9 protein-coding genes are annotated in these 17913 nt (G+C 70.6%); 5 read left to right on the plus strand and 4 right to left on the minus strand.

Annotated features, from left to right (window positions below; translation table 11 throughout):
• Positions 1-16: 16 nt before the first annotated feature.
• The 4 genes from DEH69_RS06865 to DEH69_RS06880 form a co-directional block, all read right to left on the minus strand.
• The gene (locus tag DEH69_RS06865; protein WP_309302764.1) at positions 17-6316 is read right to left on the minus strand and encodes an SDR family NAD(P)-dependent oxidoreductase; all 6300 of its coding nucleotides are present in this window, start codon (positions 6314-6316) and stop codon (positions 17-19) included.
• A gap of 75 nt (positions 6317-6391) precedes the next feature.
• Positions 6392-7228, minus strand: coding sequence for an alpha/beta fold hydrolase (locus DEH69_RS06870; protein WP_258534495.1), 837 nt, complete (start codon positions 7226-7228; stop codon positions 6392-6394).
• A 16-nt stretch (positions 7229-7244) separates the two neighbouring features.
• Positions 7245-7511 carry an acyl carrier protein gene (locus tag DEH69_RS06875; RefSeq protein WP_113685975.1) on the minus strand — a complete coding sequence of 89 codons (267 nt, stop codon included), beginning with the start codon at positions 7509-7511 and terminating at the stop codon, positions 7245-7247.
• Between the two features lie 592 nt (positions 7512-8103).
• Positions 8104-9633 carry a UDP-N-acetylglucosamine 1-carboxyvinyltransferase gene (locus DEH69_RS06880; protein WP_113685976.1) on the minus strand — a complete coding sequence of 510 codons (1530 nt, stop codon included), beginning with the start codon at positions 9631-9633 and terminating at the stop codon, positions 8104-8106.
• 359 nt (positions 9634-9992) lie between these two features.
• Between DEH69_RS06880 and acnA the strand changes: the two genes are divergently transcribed.
• The 5 genes from acnA (at position 9993) to DEH69_RS06905 (ending at position 17688) form a co-directional block, all read left to right on the plus strand.
• Positions 9993-12713 carry an aconitate hydratase AcnA gene (gene acnA / locus DEH69_RS06885; protein WP_113685977.1) on the plus strand — a complete coding sequence of 907 codons (2721 nt, stop codon included), beginning with the start codon at positions 9993-9995 and terminating at the stop codon, positions 12711-12713.
• 261 nt (positions 12714-12974) lie between these two features.
• On the plus strand, positions 12975-14357 hold the full coding sequence (gene ngcE / locus DEH69_RS06890) for an N-acetylglucosamine/diacetylchitobiose ABC transporter substrate-binding protein (protein WP_258534496.1): 1383 nt from the start codon (positions 12975-12977) through the stop codon (positions 14355-14357).
• Between the two features lie 50 nt (positions 14358-14407).
• Positions 14408-15409, plus strand: coding sequence for a carbohydrate ABC transporter permease (locus tag DEH69_RS06895; protein ID WP_113685979.1), 1002 nt, complete (start codon positions 14408-14410; stop codon positions 15407-15409).
• Between the two features lie 26 nt (positions 15410-15435).
• Positions 15436-16338: a carbohydrate ABC transporter permease gene (locus DEH69_RS06900; protein ID WP_113685980.1), complete on the plus strand. Its 903-nt coding sequence runs from the start codon at positions 15436-15438 to the stop codon at positions 16336-16338.
• A gap of 153 nt (positions 16339-16491) precedes the next feature.
• Positions 16492-17688, plus strand: coding sequence for an ROK family transcriptional regulator (locus DEH69_RS06905; protein ID WP_113685981.1), 1197 nt, complete (start codon positions 16492-16494; stop codon positions 17686-17688).
• Positions 17689-17913 lie beyond the last annotated feature (225 nt).

The following is a 17913-nucleotide window of genomic DNA, read 5'->3' on the forward strand; positions in this document are numbered from 1 at the left end:
GACCACGGGCGTGTCATCAGTCGCGGGCGAACTTCGCGGCCAGCTGGGGGGCCGACACCACGGACACTCCGGTGAACCGGCTGAGCAGGCGGCCGTCCTCACCGTGAGCGGAGACGGTGAGCGCCATGACGTCGGACGCGATCCGCACCGGCTCCACGACCAGCGCGAACGGTCTGCCCTGGGGCAGCGCCCCGAAGAGCTCCACCCGCTCGATCCCCAGCGGCAGCACGGCCGTCTGGCGTCTGCGCCGGGCCCACACCAGCGCGGCCTGGAGAAGCAGGTCCGCGGTCTGCGGCTGGAAGGCGAACCCGTCGTACCGGCCCAGCGCCGGGCTCGGGGTGTCCAGCGAGGCGGCCAGCACCAAGCGGTCCCCCTCCTCACTCAGCACACGGGTGATGCCCCGCAGCGCCGGGCCGTGGAAGAGCGTCCCGTCCGCGTAGTGATCCACCGCCTGCCCGGACTCCCACCCCGGCAGCGGCGTGGCGGGGGCCGTCGGGGCCGCCTCCCCCGGAGCGGCCAGCCGCACCGACTCGGCGCCGTAGCGCGGCCGCTCCGGCCCGCCGTCGGCCGCCGTCGATCTGATGGCGAGCGACACTGTGTCGGCGTCCTCGTGCGGCGTGAGCGCCAACGTCCAGCGGTCGTCCTCGGTGCCGTCGTAGACCACGCCCTTGTGCACGGTGAAGCCCGACACCGCCCGCACTCGCCGCCCGGTCGTCCGCTCCGTCGCGCCGATCATCCAGCCCAGCGCGAGAGCCGCTGGCAGCACTGGCGTCTCCCCGATCACGTGGTCCCGGACGACGGGCTCATCGGCGAGTGCGGCCAGCGACTCCTCGACCACGGTGGGCACGAGCCGGGGCGCCCTCTCCGACAGGGGCGTGGTCGGCCCGAGAACGGTCACCGTGTCGGCGGCCCGCTCGGGGGCGAACTGCTCGACGAACAGCTCCGGCCCCTCCGAGCCGCCGACCAGCGGGATGCCGCGTTCGGCGAAGATCGCCCGCAGCTGCGGGGAGACCATGCCGCTGTCCCAGGCGCCCCAGTTCAGGGATGTCACCCGGGCCCGCGGATGCTGCCGACGGAACGCGCCGGCCCAGGTGTTGAGTACTTCGTTCGCCATGGCGTAGTCGGACTGCCCCCGGTTGCCGAAGAAACCGGCGACCGAGGAGAAGAGCACCACATGCCGCAGTCGTTCGGCGGGCAGCGCCGCCACGACCGCGCGCAACCCTTCCAACTTCGGCGCCACCACCCGCTCGATCTCGCTGCTCTTCTTGCGCTCGATCAGCTGGTCGGCCAGCACCCCTGCACCGTGCACCAGCCCGGTGACCCGCTCCGCGTACGGGGCCAGCACCTCGCCGACCGCCGAGGCGTTGGCGATGTCCACGCTCAGGTACTCGGCGCCACCCCCGGCCGCCTCGATCGCGGCGAGCGTCTCGCGGACCTCGCGCTGCCCGGTCACCGTCCGGGACAGCTGCTCCACCCGCTTGGGGGTCGGCTTCTCCCCCGTGTCGGTCAGATGGGCGGCCGCCGCGCGGCGCAGCTCGGCGTCCCCGCGGACGCCCGCGGCCCAGGCCGGCTCCTCGCCGAGCGGGGTGCGGCCAAGCAGCAGGAAGCGCACCCCGTGTCGTTCGGCGAGCCGGATGGCGCAACGCGCGGTGATGCCACGCGCGCCCCCCGTCACCACGAAGAGGTCGGAGGCGTCAGGCTCCGGCGGGGCCGGCGCCTCGTCGGTGACCGGCAGCGGCAGGTCGGCCAGGGTCAGGGTCACCCGCCGGCCGCCGACGATGCCGACCTGCGGCAGCGTCGCGGCGTCGCGCGCCTCGGCCAGCACCGCCCGGGCGCCCTCCTCGGCGGTCAGCTCCCGACCGAGGTCGATCGAGCGGCTGAACAGCTCGGGCGCCTCGATGGCCAGCGTCTTCACCAGCCCGGGGAAGCCGCCCAGCGGCGCCAGCTCCTCCTCGACGCCGCTCAGCCCGAAGACCCCGTCCAGCCGGGTCACGCTCAGGAACGCGGCGCGTCCGCTCGCGGCGGCGCGGGTCAGGGCGGGCAGCGTGTGCTTGGCGACCAGCAGGGCGTGCGTCAGCCGCCGGACGTTCTCCCGCCAGCCGCCGCTCTCGCCGGTGCCGAAGGTGACGACCAGCCGCAGCGGCTGGTCGGTCACCTCCTGCAGGGCCTCGCCGAGTTCGCCGACGTTCCACCCGCTCAGCTGCCGGTCCTTGCCGTCGAAGACCCGCTGGGGCACCTCCGGCAGGCGCAGCACCTGCACCTGCCAGCCATCGGCGATCAGGCCGTTGGCCACCGCGACGACCAGCTCCCCGCCGTCGTCCACAAGCAGCGCGGTGGCCGCGTCCGGGTAGAGGTTCACCACCTGGTCAGGTGGCGGGAGTTCGGCCAGCGCGGCCTGGGCCCGCGCTACCCGGGGCCTGTCCGCCGCCTCACCCGTGCTCGGGGCGGCGGGGGCGTCGGGAGCCGTACCGGCGGGGGCACTGGCGGTGGGGGAGGCGTCTGGGGCGTCGGTGCCAGCCATGAAGGTGGCGATGTCGGCGAGGGTGCGGAGTTCGCCGAGTTGTTCGGGGCTGACGGTGTGGGGGGTGGGGAAGGTCTCTTGGAGTCGGCTGAGGATTTCGACGCGTTTGATGGAGTCGATGCCGAGGTCGGCTTCGACGTCCATGTCGAGTTCGAGCATGTCGGTGGGGTAGCCGGTCTTCTCCGCGACCACGCTCAGCAGCGCCTGCTGGACGGCCGCCGGGTCCAACGCTGGCACGGCGGCGGGCGCGGGTGGCGCGGGTGGCGCCGGGGCGCCTGCGGGTGCCGGGCGGACGTCGGCGGGCGGCGCCGCGGCGACCGGCGACGGCTCCGGGACGGGCTGGGGCGCGGGTGCCTGGGGCGCCGGCGCAGGAGCTGGCGCCAACTGCCTCGGCTCCGGCGGCCACGGCTCGTTCAGGACGGTCGGGGCGTCCAGGTCCTCAAGGGCGGGTGTTCCGGTCCTGAGGGAGCCGGCGCCGACGCCGTACTCGAGCCCGGCCAGCTCCCGCAGGACCTCGTTGGCGTGCAGATGCGCGCGGCCGATGGCCAGCCCGTGCTGCTTCACGGCCGTGACGCCCTCGACGACCTGGCCAAGCCGGTCGGTGTCCACGGCCTTCGCCAGGATGTCGGTGAGCTGGCGGGCGCTCTCCAACTGGCTGGTCAGATACTGCTCGTGCAGCGAGAGGTGATCGGCCACGACGCCGTGGTCCTGGAAGGGACCGGCGGTGGGGCGGCTGGCGAAGTCCGGCATGGGGCTCCTGTCCGTGAGCGGGGCGAGGTCGGCACTCGGTGCGGGCACGGGGACGGGTGCGGGCTGAGGCGTGTAGACAGCGGACGTGTCGGCGTTGGCGGACCCCGCCGGGGCGCTCGACGCGGCGGCCACCGGCAGGGGCTCGGCGGCGGGTGCGGGCGGCGCGGCGGGGAGCGCGGGGGGCACCCGGTAGCCGCTTGTCAACGCCTCCTGGTACGCCGCGCGGCGCTCGGGGGAGACGTAGTTGATGCCGTTCAGCTCGATGGTCAACCCCTTGGGCGGCTGGCGCGGCGGCGCCGGGGCGGCGTGCCGCTCCGCGGTGTCCAGGGGCAGCCCGAGCACCGCGAGCCGGGCCACGGCCCACTTGAGGCCGAGGTCGGCGTCCTTGCCTGGACCCGGGTCCACGGAGACCACCGCGTGCGGCCGGTCGCCCAGGATCCGCTCCACCAGCTTTCCGAGCACGCCGCTTGGGCCGAACTCCACAAAGGTGCGGAACCCGAGCGCGTACATCTCCTCCACCCGCTCGGCGAAGGCCACCGGATGCGTCAACTGCGCGGTGAGCACGGCCCGGTTGGCGGCCTCGTCGGCGCCGTAGGCGGCCCCCGGCGTGTTGGCGAAGACCGGCTGCCGCGGGGCGCCCATGGCGGCCTGGGCGACACTGCGCCCGAACTCCTCAGTCGCGTGGGCCACCAGCGGCGTGTGGAAGGCGGCAGAGACCGGGAGCCGCTTGGCCCGCACCCCCGCCTCCCGGGCTGCCTCGACCAGCCGGACCACCGAGTCGGTGGGGCCGCCGACCACGATCTGGTCGGGCGCGTTGTGGTTGCAGATCCGCAACTCAGGTGCGCTGCCCAGGAGCTGCTCCGCGCGCTCGCGCGAGGTGGTCAGCGCGGCCATCGCCCCCGGGTCGAAGTCGTCCAGGTCGACGGGCGACATCGCCTCGCCGCGCGCCCGCGCCAACTGGAAGAACGCCGCGTCGGAGAGTGTGCCCGCCGCCCAGAGCGCGGTCAACTCGCCGAAGCTGTGCCCGAGGTGACCGTCCGCCTGGAATCCCAGCTCCCCGAGATAGCGGTACTGCCCCACGGAGAGCGCGCCGATGGCGGTCTGCGCGTAGGCGGTCTGCCGCAGGCGCGCCTCCTGGGCCTCCCGCGTGGCGTCGTCGAACGCGGGCGGCGGGAACGCCACGGCCGAGAGCGGGTGGGCGCCCCGGAAGTACTGGTTGGCCTCGTCGAAGGCGACCCGCAGCGGCGGTACGGAGAGCAGCGCGGACAGCCCGGCGTTGACGTACTGACTGCCCTGCCCGGCGTAGAGCGCGCCCACCCGGCCCACCTCGACGGCCCGGGTCCGGAAGGCGATCCCCCGGGGGTGGATCCACTCCTCGGCGTCCGGCCTGGCCCGCAGGGTGCGCAGCGCCAGGTCCCGCAGCTCGGCCGCGGCGGTCTCGTCGTCGGCGGCGAACGCCACCCGCGCGTGCTCGGCTGGCACCGGCCCGCCCGTCGGGGCCGCGCCCTCGGCGAGCTGGCGGGTCAACGCCGCCGCGTCCGGGGCGTGCCACAGGTGCACCCGGGCGGTCGGGGACAGGACCTTGACCTCGCGCCCGTCGCCGTGCTCCTCCAGGACCACGTGGAAGTTGGTGCCGCCGAAGCCGAACGAGGAGATGGCGGCGCGGCGCTGTGGGCGCTCCGGGTGCCGGATCCACGGGCGGCTCGTGGTGTTCACGTAGAACGGGCTGCCCTCCGCCCCGATAGCGGCGGTCGGCTCGTCCACGTTGATGGTGGGCGGCAGCAGGCGCTGGTCCAACGCCAGCGCGAGCTTGATCATCCCGGCCGCGCCGGCCGCGGCCTTGGTGTGCCCGATCTGCGACTTGACGCTGCCGATGGCGGCGAATCGGGACTGCTCCGTCTCTGCGCTCACGACCTCGGCCAGCGCCGACAGTTCGGTGGCGTCGCCCACGGCGGTGCCCGTGCCGTGCGCCTCGAACAGCTCGACGGAGTCCGGCGAGCAGTCGGCGTCGTGGTAGGCGCGGCGCAGGGCGACCGTCTGCCCCTCCTTGCGAGGCGCATAGATCGACTTGAAACGCCCGTCACTGGACGAACCGATCCCCCGGATGACGGCGTAGATGCGGTTGCCGTCCCGCTCGGCGTCGGCCAGCCGGCGCAGCGCCAACATGCCGATGCCCTCGCCGATCAGGGTGCCGTCGGCCGCCTTGTCGAAGGGCCGGATACGGCCATTCTTGGAGAAGGCCGGGGTCTTGCTGAAGCAGAGGTACATAAAGATGGTGTTCTCCGCGTCGCACCCCCCGGTCAGCATCATGTCCGCGCGCCGCTCCAGCAGTTCGCTGATCGCCGCCTTCGTGGCACCCAGCGAGCTGGCGCACGCGGCGTCGATGGTCATGTTGGTGCCGCCCAGGTCGAGCCGGTTGGCCACGCGCCCGGCCACGACGTTGCCGAGCATTCCGGGGAAGGAGTTCTCCTCCCAGGGGGCGAAGGCGAGCTTGAACTTCTCCGCGATCTCCTCCGCGTCCCGCTCGCTGAGCCCGCAGCTGCGGACGACCTCCTTGAGGACCGGCGTCTGCAGCCGGGCAGAGAGCGGCTGGGTCAACTGGTTGGCCCCCGTGACCCCCAGGACGACACCCGTCTTCGACGGTACGTACCAGGGCTGGTCGGCGCCTGCGTCCTTGAGTACGTCCCTGGCGACCACGAGACTGAGCAGTTGGAGGACGTCCGTGACCTCAAGGGTGCGGGGCGGGAGGCCGAATTCCAGGGGTGCAAACGGCACCGGCGGAATGAACCCGCCCCGACGCGCGTACGTCCGGTCGGGGGCGGATGGGTCCGGATCGTAGTAGTCGTCGATCTTCCAGTGACTATCCGGGACATCCTGTATGCAATCGACCGCACCCACGATATTCGACCAGAATTCCCGGACGTCGCGGGATGCCGGATAGAGGGCCGACAGGCCGACTATCGCTATGGGGTCGCGTGCGATTCGACGATCGAAGTCGTCTTCCTGGACATGGTTCACGGATAGCTCTCCTGCACGTTGGTGCACAACGAATTCCGGGAAGGCGGCTAGGGCCGCGCGGATCACGGCTGGCCGGGGCCCGCGGGGGGACCGGGCGGGCCGCTAGGCCCGGCTGATCTCGTCCGCCAGCACGCGCACGGCGTCCGGGCGGCTGAGCATGGTGTAGTGGTCCCCGGGGCACTGCCGCACGGTCAGGCCGGCCCCGGCGAGCGGCCGCCACCCCAGGTCCTCTTCGTCCTGGATGAGTCCACGCTTGGCTCGGACCAGCGTGATGGGCACGTCCACGGGCACCGGTCGGTGGGTGGCGGTCAGCCGGTTGTTGCGCAGCAGCCCGTCGACATAGCCCGCGTACAGCTTGCGCAACCCGGGGAGTGTCACGTCGTCGGCCAGCGCCCCGCAGGCCACCGCCGCGGCGAGGACCTGGGTCAGACCCCGGTCGGTGTCCCTTCCGGTCAACGAGGCGGCGCTCACGGGCACCGCGCGACCGCGCCGGGCGCCGAGGTACAGGGCGAACCAGGACAGCAGCGTCGCCACCTCCAGTTCGTCGTCCCTCCGTGTGTAGGCTTCGGTGGCCGCGATCGAGTCCAGCAGCACCAGCTTGCTTGGCCGTTCCGCGGCGGGGAGCGACGCCGTCAGCGCGTGCGCGACCACCCCGCCGAAGGACCAGCCGGTCAGCACATAGGGGGCGGCTCCGGCGGGCGGCGGGCTCCACTCCTTGCGCAGGTGCTCGAGCAGCTCCGCCAGCGTGCCGACCTCCGCCTCCCCCTCCCGCATCGGTGGGCGGTAGCCGGGGAGCGCGGAGATGTCGAGAACTGTCATCCCGACGCCGTCAGGCAGCGCCTCGGCCGTGGCCCGGTGCACGCTCACCGGCAGGGCACCGGGGTGGAACAGCAGGGCTGTCGGCCGTCCGGGGGCCGCCTGGCGATGGAGCCGGAGCACCTCCGGCTCCCTGGGTCTAGGCCGCATCGGCGCGCTCCGCGCTCACCTGCGCGATGTGCTCGGCCAGATCCTTGATGGTCGGGTGGTACCAAAGCGCCGTGGTGCCCAGCTCGAACCCCAGCCAGTTTTCCATCTCGCCGGCGAGAATGAGTGCTTCGGTCGAGTCGAGGTCCAGCTCGTCGAAGTACTGTTCCGGCGGAACCTTGCCACGGTCCACGCCCAGCCGGTGGGCCACCTTGTCGATGAGCCAGTCCTGGGCGTCCTGCGCCGCGATGATCGCCAACGCGCTCTCCTTCGCGAGAATGATCACGCCGGGTGGGGCCCGGACGAGACCGTTCGGCAGAAAATTCCGATGGACAACGTAGGCCCCTCAGTCGGTACAGCGAAAGAGGCGACCAGGTTTATTTGTCTGAAATTAACATTGGCATCGCCTGGATAATCAGCTAGTGCTCACTAACTAATTAGCTCCGCGTGGAAGGGGATTTCCGCTGCCGAGACACGTCGGATTACGTATGAAGAGATATGTCAGACGGTCCCCACCGGTGTATCTGCCCAGGCGCCGGGAGCGATCGCGCGCTTGTTCCAGCGATGTGCTACCCGCCAGTTCCAGCCAACGGTTCACCCGGGCACCACCCGCCACTCGGCACCCGCCCGAAGCCGACTCGGCCCGTCGGCCTGCCCGCCGCGAACGACGCGCGAGCGGCAACGGGCGGCGGGATCGGAACCCGCGCCCCCTTGTCGGCCGTCAGTGTCGGGTCGCGGATCGCCTCCACCGGAGGCGGCGGAAACTCCCGGGGCACTGCCGGAGACGGCGCCGCGCCCCTTCCGACCCGGCGTCTCCGCGGGTCGGAAGGGGCGCGGCGGCCGGGGCCGGTTTAGATGTTGCGGAACGTCTCGATCTGCGCCCCCACGGAGTTGAGCCGCTCGGCCAGATCCTCGTAACCGCGGTTGATCACATACACGTTCCGCAGGACGGACGTGCCCTCCGCCGCCATCATCGCCAGCAGCACCACCACCGCGGGCCGCAGCGCGGGCGGGCACATCATCTCGGCCGCTCGCCACCGGGTCGGCCCCTCGACCAGCACCCGGTGCGGGTCGAGCAGCTGGAGCCGCCCACCCAACCGGTTGAGATCGGTCAGATAGATGGCACGGTTGTCGTAGACCCAGTCATGGATGAGCGTCGACCCGTGCGCCGAGGCGGCGATGGCCGCGAAGAAGGGCGTGTTGTCGATGTTCAGCCCGGGGAACGGCATCGGGTGGATCTTGTCCAGCGGCGCCTCGAGCTTGGAGGGCCTGACGGTGAGATCCGCCAGCCGCGTACGACCGTTGTCCGCCGGATACTCCGAGCTGAGGTCGTGGTCGAGGCCCATGCCCTCGAGGACGGCCAGCTCGATCTCCAGGAACTCCACGGGCACCCGGCGGATCGTGAGCTGCGACTCGGTCACCACGGCGGCCGCGATCAGGCTCATGGCCTCGACCGGGTCCTCCGAGGGCGAGTAGTCCACGTCCCGGTCGATCTCGGGAACGCCGTGCACGGTCAACGTGGTGGTGCCCACGCCCTCCACCCGCACGCCCAGCTGCTCGAGGAAGAAGCAGAGATCCTGGACCATGTAGTTCGACGAGGCGTTCCTGATGACGGTGACGCCGTCGTGCCGCGCGGCGGCCAGCAGGGCGTTCTCCGTCACGGTGTCCCCGCGCTCGGTCAGGACGATGGGCCGCTCCGGCGTGATCTGCCGGTTCACCGTGGCGTGGTACATGCCCTCGGTCGCGGTGACCTCGAGCCCGAAGCGCCGCAGCGCCATCATGTGCGGCTCGACCGTGCGCGTCCCCAGGTCGCAACCGCCCGCGTAGGGGATCTTGAACCGGTCCATGCGGTGCAGCAGCGGCCCCATGAACATGATGATGCTGCGCGTGCGCCGCGCCGCCTCCAGGTCGATGGCGTCCAGGTCGAGCTCGGCGGGGGTGACGATCTCGAGGTCGGCCCCCTCGTTGATCCACCGGCTGCGCACGCCGATCGAGCTTAGGACTTCCAGGATGCGGAAGACCTCCTCGATCCGCGCGACCCTGCGCAGCACGGTGCGCCCTGAGTTCAGCAGGGTGGCGCACAGCAGGGCGACGCAGGCGTTCTTGCTCGTCTTGACGTCGATGCTGCCGTGCAATCGGCGCCCCCCGACCACCCGCAAGTGCATCGGCCCCGCGTATCCCAGCGAGACGATCTCGCTGTCCAGGGCCTCGCCGATGCGGGCGATCATCTCAAGGCTGATGTTCTGATTCCCCCGCTCGATGCGATTGACCGCGCTCTGGCTGGTCCCGAGTGCTTCCGCCAGCTGGACCTGGGTCCAGCCACGATGTTGACGTGCGTCCCGAATGAGCTGTCCGATCCGGGCGAGGTAGTCGTCGATCATGTGTCCGAGCTTATCTCACATATGAGATGACGCTTGACGGGTTCGGCCGTTGGAGTGACGACACGCCGATGCGTCGGCGTGTCGCACCGCCGCCCCGGCCGCGCCGCCACCCGCGCGCGGCCCCGCCGTCACCCCTCGGGGCGCGCTGCTCGCGTTCGCTCGACAGGTGGGCCGCGCCCCCGCGATGAGCGTTCGCGGGCGCCGGGCCTCGTTCGTGCGCGCCCCGGCGAGCGGGGTCCGGCCGAACGGCCGTGGCGCCACGGGGCGGGCGCACACCGCATGGGTTAGAATTATCTCGACATCGAGATATCTGGTGGTTGCGCACGCATGCGCGACTTCGTGTGGTGAAGGAGACGGTCGTGTCGGCGAACAGCTTCGACGCCCGCAGCACCTTGCGGGTGGGCGACGAGTCGTACGAGATCTTTCGGCTGGACAAGGTGGAGGGCTCCGCCCGACTTCCCTACAGCCTGAAGGTTCTGCTGGAGAACCTCCTGCGCACCGAGGACGGCGCGAACATCACGGCCGATCACATCCGGGCCCTCGGCGGCTGGGACGCGAGCGCGCAGCCGAGCCAGGAGATCCAGTTCACCCCGGCCCGCGTCATCATGCAGGACTTCACCGGCGTGCCTTGCGTCGTGGACCTCGCCACCATGCGCGAAGCCGTGCAGGAGCTGGGCGGCGACGCCTCGCGCGTCAACCCTCTGGCCCCCGCCGAGCTGGTCATCGACCACTCGGTCATCGCCGACAAGTTCGGCACGGCGCAGGCGTTCCAGCAGAATGTCGAGCTGGAGTACGGGCGGAACCGCGAGCGGTACCAGTTCCTGCGGTGGGGCCAGAGCGCGTTCGACGAGTTCAAGGTCGTCCCGCCCGGCACCGGCATCGTCCACCAGGTCAACATCGAGCACCTGGCCCGCACCGTCATGGTCCGCGGCGGCCAGGCGTACCCCGACACCCTCGTGGGCACCGACTCGCACACCACCATGGTCAACGGCCTCGGCGTCCTCGGCTGGGGCGTCGGCGGCATCGAGGCCGAGGCCGCGATGCTCGGCCAGCCGGTCTCCATGCTGATCCCGCGCGTGGTCGGCTTCAAGCTCACGGGCGAGCTGCCCACCGGCACCACCGCGACCGACCTGGTGCTGACGATCACCGAGATGCTGCGCAAGCACGGCGTGGTCGGCAAGTTCGTGGAGTTCTACGGCGAGGGCGTGGCCGCGGTGCCGCTGGCCAACCGCGCCACGATCGGGAACATGTCGCCGGAGTTCGGCTCGACCGCCGCGATCTTCCCCATCGACGCCGAGACGGTCAACTACCTCAGGCTCACGGGCCGCGACGAGAAGCAGCTCGCCCTCGTCGAGGCGTACACCAAGGCGCAGGGCCTGTGGCACGACCCGGCGCGCGAGCCGGAGTTCTCGGAGTACCTCGAGCTCGACCTCGGCACCGTCGTTCCCTCCATCGCGGGCCCCAAGCGCCCCCAAGACCGCATCGCGCTCCGCGACGCCGCGCGCGCGTTCTCCGAGGACGTCCGCGCCCATGTCCAGGACAACGACGTGGACGAGGCGGGCAAGGAGTCCTTCCCCGCGTCCGACGCCCCGGCCGTGAGCAACGGCGTGCCGACGCGCCGGGTCACCGTCACGACGCCCGAGGGCGCGACGTTCGAGATCGACCACGGCGCCGTCACCGTGGCCGCGATCACCTCGTGCACCAACACCTCCAACCCCTCGGTCATGATCGGCGCCGCGCTGCTGGCCAAGAAGGCGGTGGAGCGGGGCCTGAGCCGCAAGCCCTGGGTCAAGACCACGCTGGCGCCCGGCTCCAAGGTCGTCATGGACTACTACGACCGCGCGGGCCTGACCCCCTACCTCGACAAGCTGGGGTTCAACCTCGTCGGCTACGGCTGCACCACCTGCATCGGGAACTCAGGCCCCCTGCCCGACGAGATCTCCCAGGCGGTCAACGACAACGACCTCGCCGTCGTCTCCGTCCTCTCCGGCAACCGGAACTTCGAGGGCCGCATCAACCCCGACGTCAAGATGAACTACCTGGCCTCCCCGCCGCTCGTCGTCGCCTACGCCCTCGCGGGCTCGATGAAGGTGGACATCACCGCGGAGCCGCTGGGCGCCGACCAGGACGGCAGGCCGGTCTATCTGCGGGACATCTGGCCCACCGAGCAGGAGATCGAGGACGTCATCGCCTCGGCCATCGGCCAGGAGATGTTCGGGCAGAGCTACGCCGATGTCTTCGCTGGCGACGCCCAGTGGAACTCCCTGCCCATCCCGACCGGTTCGGTCTTCGAGTGGGACCCGGAGTCCACCTACGTCCGCAAGCCCCCGTACTTCGACGGCATGACCCCCGAGCCCGCCCCGGTCACCGACATCGAGGGCGCGCGGGTGCTGGCCAAGCTCGGCGACTCGGTCACCACCGACCACATCTCGCCCGCGGGTGCCATCAAGGCCGACACCCCCGCGGGCCGCTACCTCACCGAACACGGCGTGGAACGGCGTGACTTCAACTCCTATGGCTCCCGCCGCGGCAACCACGAGGTCATGATCCGGGGCACGTTCGCCAACATCCGGCTGCGCAACCAGATCGCGCCCGGCACCGAGGGCGGCTACACCAGGGACTTCACCCAGGACGGCGCCCCCGTGGCGTTCATCTACGACGCCTCCCAGCACTACCAGGACGCGGGCATCCCGCTGATCGTCCTGGCGGGCAAGGAGTACGGCTCGGGCTCGTCGCGCGACTGGGCCGCCAAGGGCACCGCGCTGCTCGGCGTCCGCGCCGTGATCGCCGAGTCCTACGAGCGCATCCACCGCTCCAACCTCATCGGCATGGGCGTCCTGCCGCTCCAGTACCCGGCGGGGCAGCGGGCCGCCGACTTCGGCCTCACGGGCGAGGAGACCTTCTCGATCGCCGGGGTCACCGCGCTCAACGACGGCGGCGTCCCCGAGACCGTCAAGGTGACCACCGACACGGGCGTGGAGTTCGACGCCACGGTCCGCATCGACACCCCTGGCGAGGCGGACTACTACCGCAACGGCGGCATCATGCAGTACGTCCTGCGCTCGCTGCTGCGCAAGTGACCCACGCCGCTGGCGTGTGGTGAGAGGCCACGGATCCGCCCCGGGCGCACGACGCCCGGGGCGGACGTGCGTCGTGCGCCTCGTGTGTCGTCCAGATCTCAACTCGGGAAAGTCTCCTCGCGTTCCTGGTCCGTGATCTTCCCCGCCCGCGACGAGTGGACTATACCTGTCGGGGATCCGGCGGCCATCCGCCGCCCGCATCCCTCAGAAGGCGAGGACGCGCACATGCATTCCGGTCCGTACCTCAACCGCCGCACTCTCATGCGGAGATCCGCAGCCGCGGGCCTCCTCTCCCTCCCGGCCGTCGGCGCGCTCACCTCCTGTGCGAGCGGTGGCGGCGACAACGAGGAGGTCGAGCGCGGCGAGGCCACCGAGAACAACCCCTTCGGCGTCAACGCCGACGCCGAGCTCGAAGTCGTCATCTTCGACGGCGGGTTCGGCGACCAGTACGCCCTGGACGCCGAGGAGATCTACTCCGGCAGCTACGGCCCCGTCGAGCACGCGAAGACGCAGGAGATCCAGTCCAGGCTCCAGCCGCGCATGGTGCAGGGCGACCCGCCCGACGTCATCAACAACTCCGGCGCCGAGGCGATGGACATCGCCGCCCTCATCCGCAACGACCAGGCGTACGACCTGACCGAGCTGCTCGACGCGCCCTCGCTCGACGACCCCGGCGTGACGGTGCGCGACACGCTCATGCCCGGCGTCATCGAGATGGGGCAGTTCGGCGGCGAGCCGATGTGGCAGCTCAACTACGCGTACACCGTCTACGGCCAGTGGTACTCCCAGACGGCGCTCGACCGCCTCGAGGTCGAGTACCCGCGCACCTGGGACGAGATGATCGCGGTCTGCGAGAAGGCCAGGCAGCAGGGCATGGCGGGCTGGACGTACGCCGGTCAGTACCCGTACTACTTCAACTTCACGCTCTACCCCTTCATCGGCAAGATCGGCGGCGCCGACGTCCTGCGCGCCATCGACAACCTGGAGCCCAACGCGTGGCGCCACGACGCCGTGCGCGCCGCCTTCGAGGCGTACCACGAGCTGACCGCCCGCGGCTTCGTCCTCCAGGGCAGCCCCGGGCTCAGCCACGAGGAGTCCCAGGACGAGTGGAACCAGTACAACGCGCTGTTCATACCCAATGGTTCGTGGGTCGAGAACGAGTCGCGCGAGAACACGCCCGACGACTTCAGGATGGCCGTGGGCCCGCCCACCAGCCTTGACTCCTCCGACGCCATGCCGTTCGAGACGCTGTGGGCCAGCGGCAGCGAGCCGTTCTTCGTCCCCGCGCAGGCGGCCAACGCGCCGGGCGGGCTCGAGTTCCTGCGGATCATGCTGGGCCGGGAGTCCGCCAGGAACTTCACGAGCCTGGTCTCCTCGCTCACCGCCGTGCGCGGCGCCTCCGACGGCATGGACCTGCCCCCGGGGCTCACCAGCGCGTCCGAGGTGCTGGCCGCCGCGGGCGACAACCTCCTCCTGCCGCGGCTGCCCGACTGGTACCGGCAGCTCAACAACGAGGAGATCGGCGGCGCCATCGCCGCGATGATGGCCGGCGACATCGAGCCCGACGAGGCGATCAACCGCTGTCAGCAGGCCGCCGACGCCACGGCGCAGGACGACTCGATCCAGAAGTTCCAGCACGTCTGAGGGCCGGGGTGACCCGGGGGAGGGGCGGTATGGAAGCCCAGAGGGAGCGGATGGGCGCGAGCCCGCCCGCGAGCACCACACAGCTTGCGGTGGCGTTCTTCCTGCCGCCTCGCTTCACCCCGGAGCGGGTGCGGTACGACCGGCGGTACAGAAAGCTCGACCAGTACCGGTTCATAGCGTGGTTCCTCGCCGCGCCGCTGCTGATCTACGCGCTCTTCGTGATCTCGCCGTTCGTCCAGGCGTTCTTCTACTCGATGACCGACTGGTCGGGGAACTCGGCGACCTACAACTTCACGGGGTTCGACAACTACGAACGCCTCTGGAACGACGACAAGTTCCGCGAGGCCCTGGGCAACAGCGTGCTGCTGCTCGTGCTCGCGCCGCTGATCACCCTGGCGCTCGGCCTGTTCTTCGCGTTCATGCTCAACGCGGGCGGCAGGCACCGCAAGAACCAGGCGATCTCCGGGGTGTTCGGCTCCAGCTTCTACAAGATCGTCTACTTCTTCCCCCAGGTGCTGTCCATCGCGATCGTCGCCGTCATCTGGGCGCGCATCTACAGTCCGCGCAGCGGCGCGCTCAACGAGGGCCTCGGCATCGTCGGCCTCGACTCCTGGCGCCAGGAGGACTGGCTGGGCGGCGACCTGGCCATCTGGTGCATCCTTGCGGTGCTCTGCTGGTCGTTCGTCGGCTTCTACGTCGTGCTGTTCTCGGCCGCGATGAGCGCGATCCCCAAGGAGATCTACGAGGCGTCGCTGCTCGACGGCGCGGGGCGGGCCACCACGTTCTTCAGGATCACCTTCCCGCTCACCTGGGAGACCATCAGAACGGGCTGGATCTACATGGGGATCCAGGCCCTCGACGCCTTCGCGCTGGTCAACATCATGGTGCCCGAGCACGGCATGGACGTCATCCCGAGCTATCTCTACGAGAAGGCCATCAGGGACGCCCAGGCCGGCTATGCCACGGCGATCGGCGTCGTCCTCTTCCTTGTGACCCTGGTCTTCTCGGTGCTGATGATGCGCCTGGGCCGCCGGGATCGGATCGAGTTCTGAGCATCCATGATCGGGGAGTCTTCCGCATGAGCGACACGATCGACACGATCGAGAAGAAGCAGGACGCGTCCGAGCAGAGGCCGGAGGCGTCGGGCGACAGGACCGGTGGCGTGCTCAACGCCTTCGCGCACTCCTTCCTCGTGGTGTGGGTGTTCATGGCCGCCGCGCCCCTGGTCTGGGTGGTGATCTCCAGCGTCAGGCCGCACTCCGACCTGGTCTCCGAGCCGTTCGGCCTGCCCACGGGCTTCGAGTGGGACAACTTCACCAACGCCTGGACCAACGCGGACATCGGCAGGTACACCCTCAACTCGCTGATCGTCCTGGCCGGTTCGCTGACCGGGACGATGCTTCTCGGCTCGATGGCGGCCTATGTGCTGGCCCGTTTCAGCTTCCGCGGAAACCGGATCATCCACACGCTCTTCGTGGGCGGGATGATGTTCCCGGTCTTCCTCGCCCTGGTGCCGCTGTTCTTCATCCTCAACAATTTCGGGCTGCTGAACACCCGCCAGGGACTCATCGTCGTCTATATCGCCTATTCACTTCCGTTCACCATCTTCTTCCTGGTCGCCTTCTTCCGAACGCTGCCCACCGGCGTTCAGGAAGCGGCGACACTCGACGGCGCCTCGCACACCAGGACGTTCTTCCAGATCATGATGCCGATGGCCCGCCCCGGGCTCATCAGCATCGGGATCTTCAACTTCCTCGGCCAGTGGAACCAGTTCGTGCTGCCCCGCGTGCTCAACGTCGGCTCACCCGACGACGCCGTGCTGCCCCAGGGGCTGGCCGCGCTCATGGTCCAGCAGGGCTACGAGGGCGACTGGGGCGCGCTCTACGCGGGCGTGACCATGGCGATGCTGCCGGTCCTCGTCGTCTATGTGACGTTCCAGCGCCAGGTCCAGAGCGGTCTCACCGCGGGCGCCGTGCGGTGACGCAAGCGGTTTCCCTGCTGTTCTCCCCCCGCGGCCCTTCAGTTCATATAGTGGGCCCGGCGCCGTCTCTCATCGCTGTCGGGACGGTCGGCGGGCCCATGGTGGTGCCCGCCCGGCAGCGGTGGAAAGAGCGCGACGGAAGTGGAGGGAGCCGTGGAGACTCCAGGGTCGCAGTCCTCGCTGCACCGGGCCAACCTGGAGCGCGTCGTGCGGGCCGTGCGCGCCGCGGGGTCGCTGACCCAGGCGGACATAGCCCGCGGCACGGGCCTGTCCGCGGCGACGGTGTCCAACATCGTTCGGGAGTTGAAGGAGCTCGGAACGGTCGAGGTCCGCACGACCTCGGCAGGTGGGCGGCGCGCGCGCAGCGTCTCCCTGTCGAGTGACGCGGGCATCGTGGTGGGCGTGGACTTCGGCCATAGCCACCTGCGCGTCGCCGTCGGGAACCTCGCCCACCAGGTGCTGGCCGAGGAGGCCGAGCCGTTCGACGTGGACGCGTCGGCCGACCAGGGCTTCGACCGCGCCGAGAAGCTGGTCGGCAGGCTGCTCACGGTGGCCGGGGTCGACCGCGCCAAGATCATCGGGATCGGCCTCGGCGTCCCTGGCCCCATCGACGTGGAGACGGGGGCGCTCGGCTCGACGGCCATACTGCCGGGCTGGCGCGGGACCAACCCCCGCGAGGAGCTGGCCGCGCGGACCGGCGTGCGGGTCCATGTCGACAACGACGCGAACCTCGGCGCGCTCGGCGAGTTCGTGTGGGGCAGCGGCCGGGGCGCGGGCGACCTCGCCTACATCAAGGTGGCGAGCGGCGTGGGCGCGGGCCTGGTGATCAACGGCCAGATCTACCGGGGCCCCGGCGGCACCGCCGGTGAGATAGGGCACATCACCCTGGATGAGTCGGGGCCCGTGTGCCGCTGCGGCAACCGGGGCTGCCTGGAGACGTTCACCGCCGCGCGCCACGTTCTCCCGCTGCTGCTCGCCAGCCACGGCCCCGACCTCACGATGCAGCGCGTGGTCCAGCTCGCCCGCGACGGCGACCCCGGCTGCCGCCGCGTGATCGCCGACATCGGCCGCCACATCGGCACCGGCGTCGCCCAGCTGTGCAACCTGCTCAACCCCAGCCGCGTCGTCCTCGGCGGCGACCTCGCCGAGGCGGGCGAGATCGCCCTCACCCCGATCCGCGAGTCCGTCTCCCGCTACGCCATACCGAGCGCGGCCCGCCAGCTCTCCCTGGTGCCCGGCGCGCTCGGCGGCCGGGCCGAGGTCCTGGGCGCGCTGGCCCTGGTGCTGCGCGAGATGGGCGACGGGATGCTTCTCGGCCCGGCGCGCGGCGCCGCGTCCTCGGCTCGTTGAACGGTCAAGAAGTAAACGTGCAGAACGGAAAGCAACCGCTCAGGACCCCACGGTCAACCGCCCGCTTTCAGGCCCCGATAACGTTCCAGCGCCTCTTCTTTTCAGCTGTAAGAGAAGATATCGATTTGGTTGAACCTGGATTTATGTATTGACGCCAAGAAGCGAGCGGAGTTAGCTCGTCGCCGACCCACGGCCGCGAAGCGGCGGCCCAACCGGGAGGCAGAG

Source organism: Streptomyces sp. PT12 (genome assembly GCF_003311645.1).
In the GTDB taxonomy this organism is placed as follows: domain Bacteria; phylum Actinomycetota; class Actinomycetes; order Streptomycetales; family Streptomycetaceae; genus Streptomyces.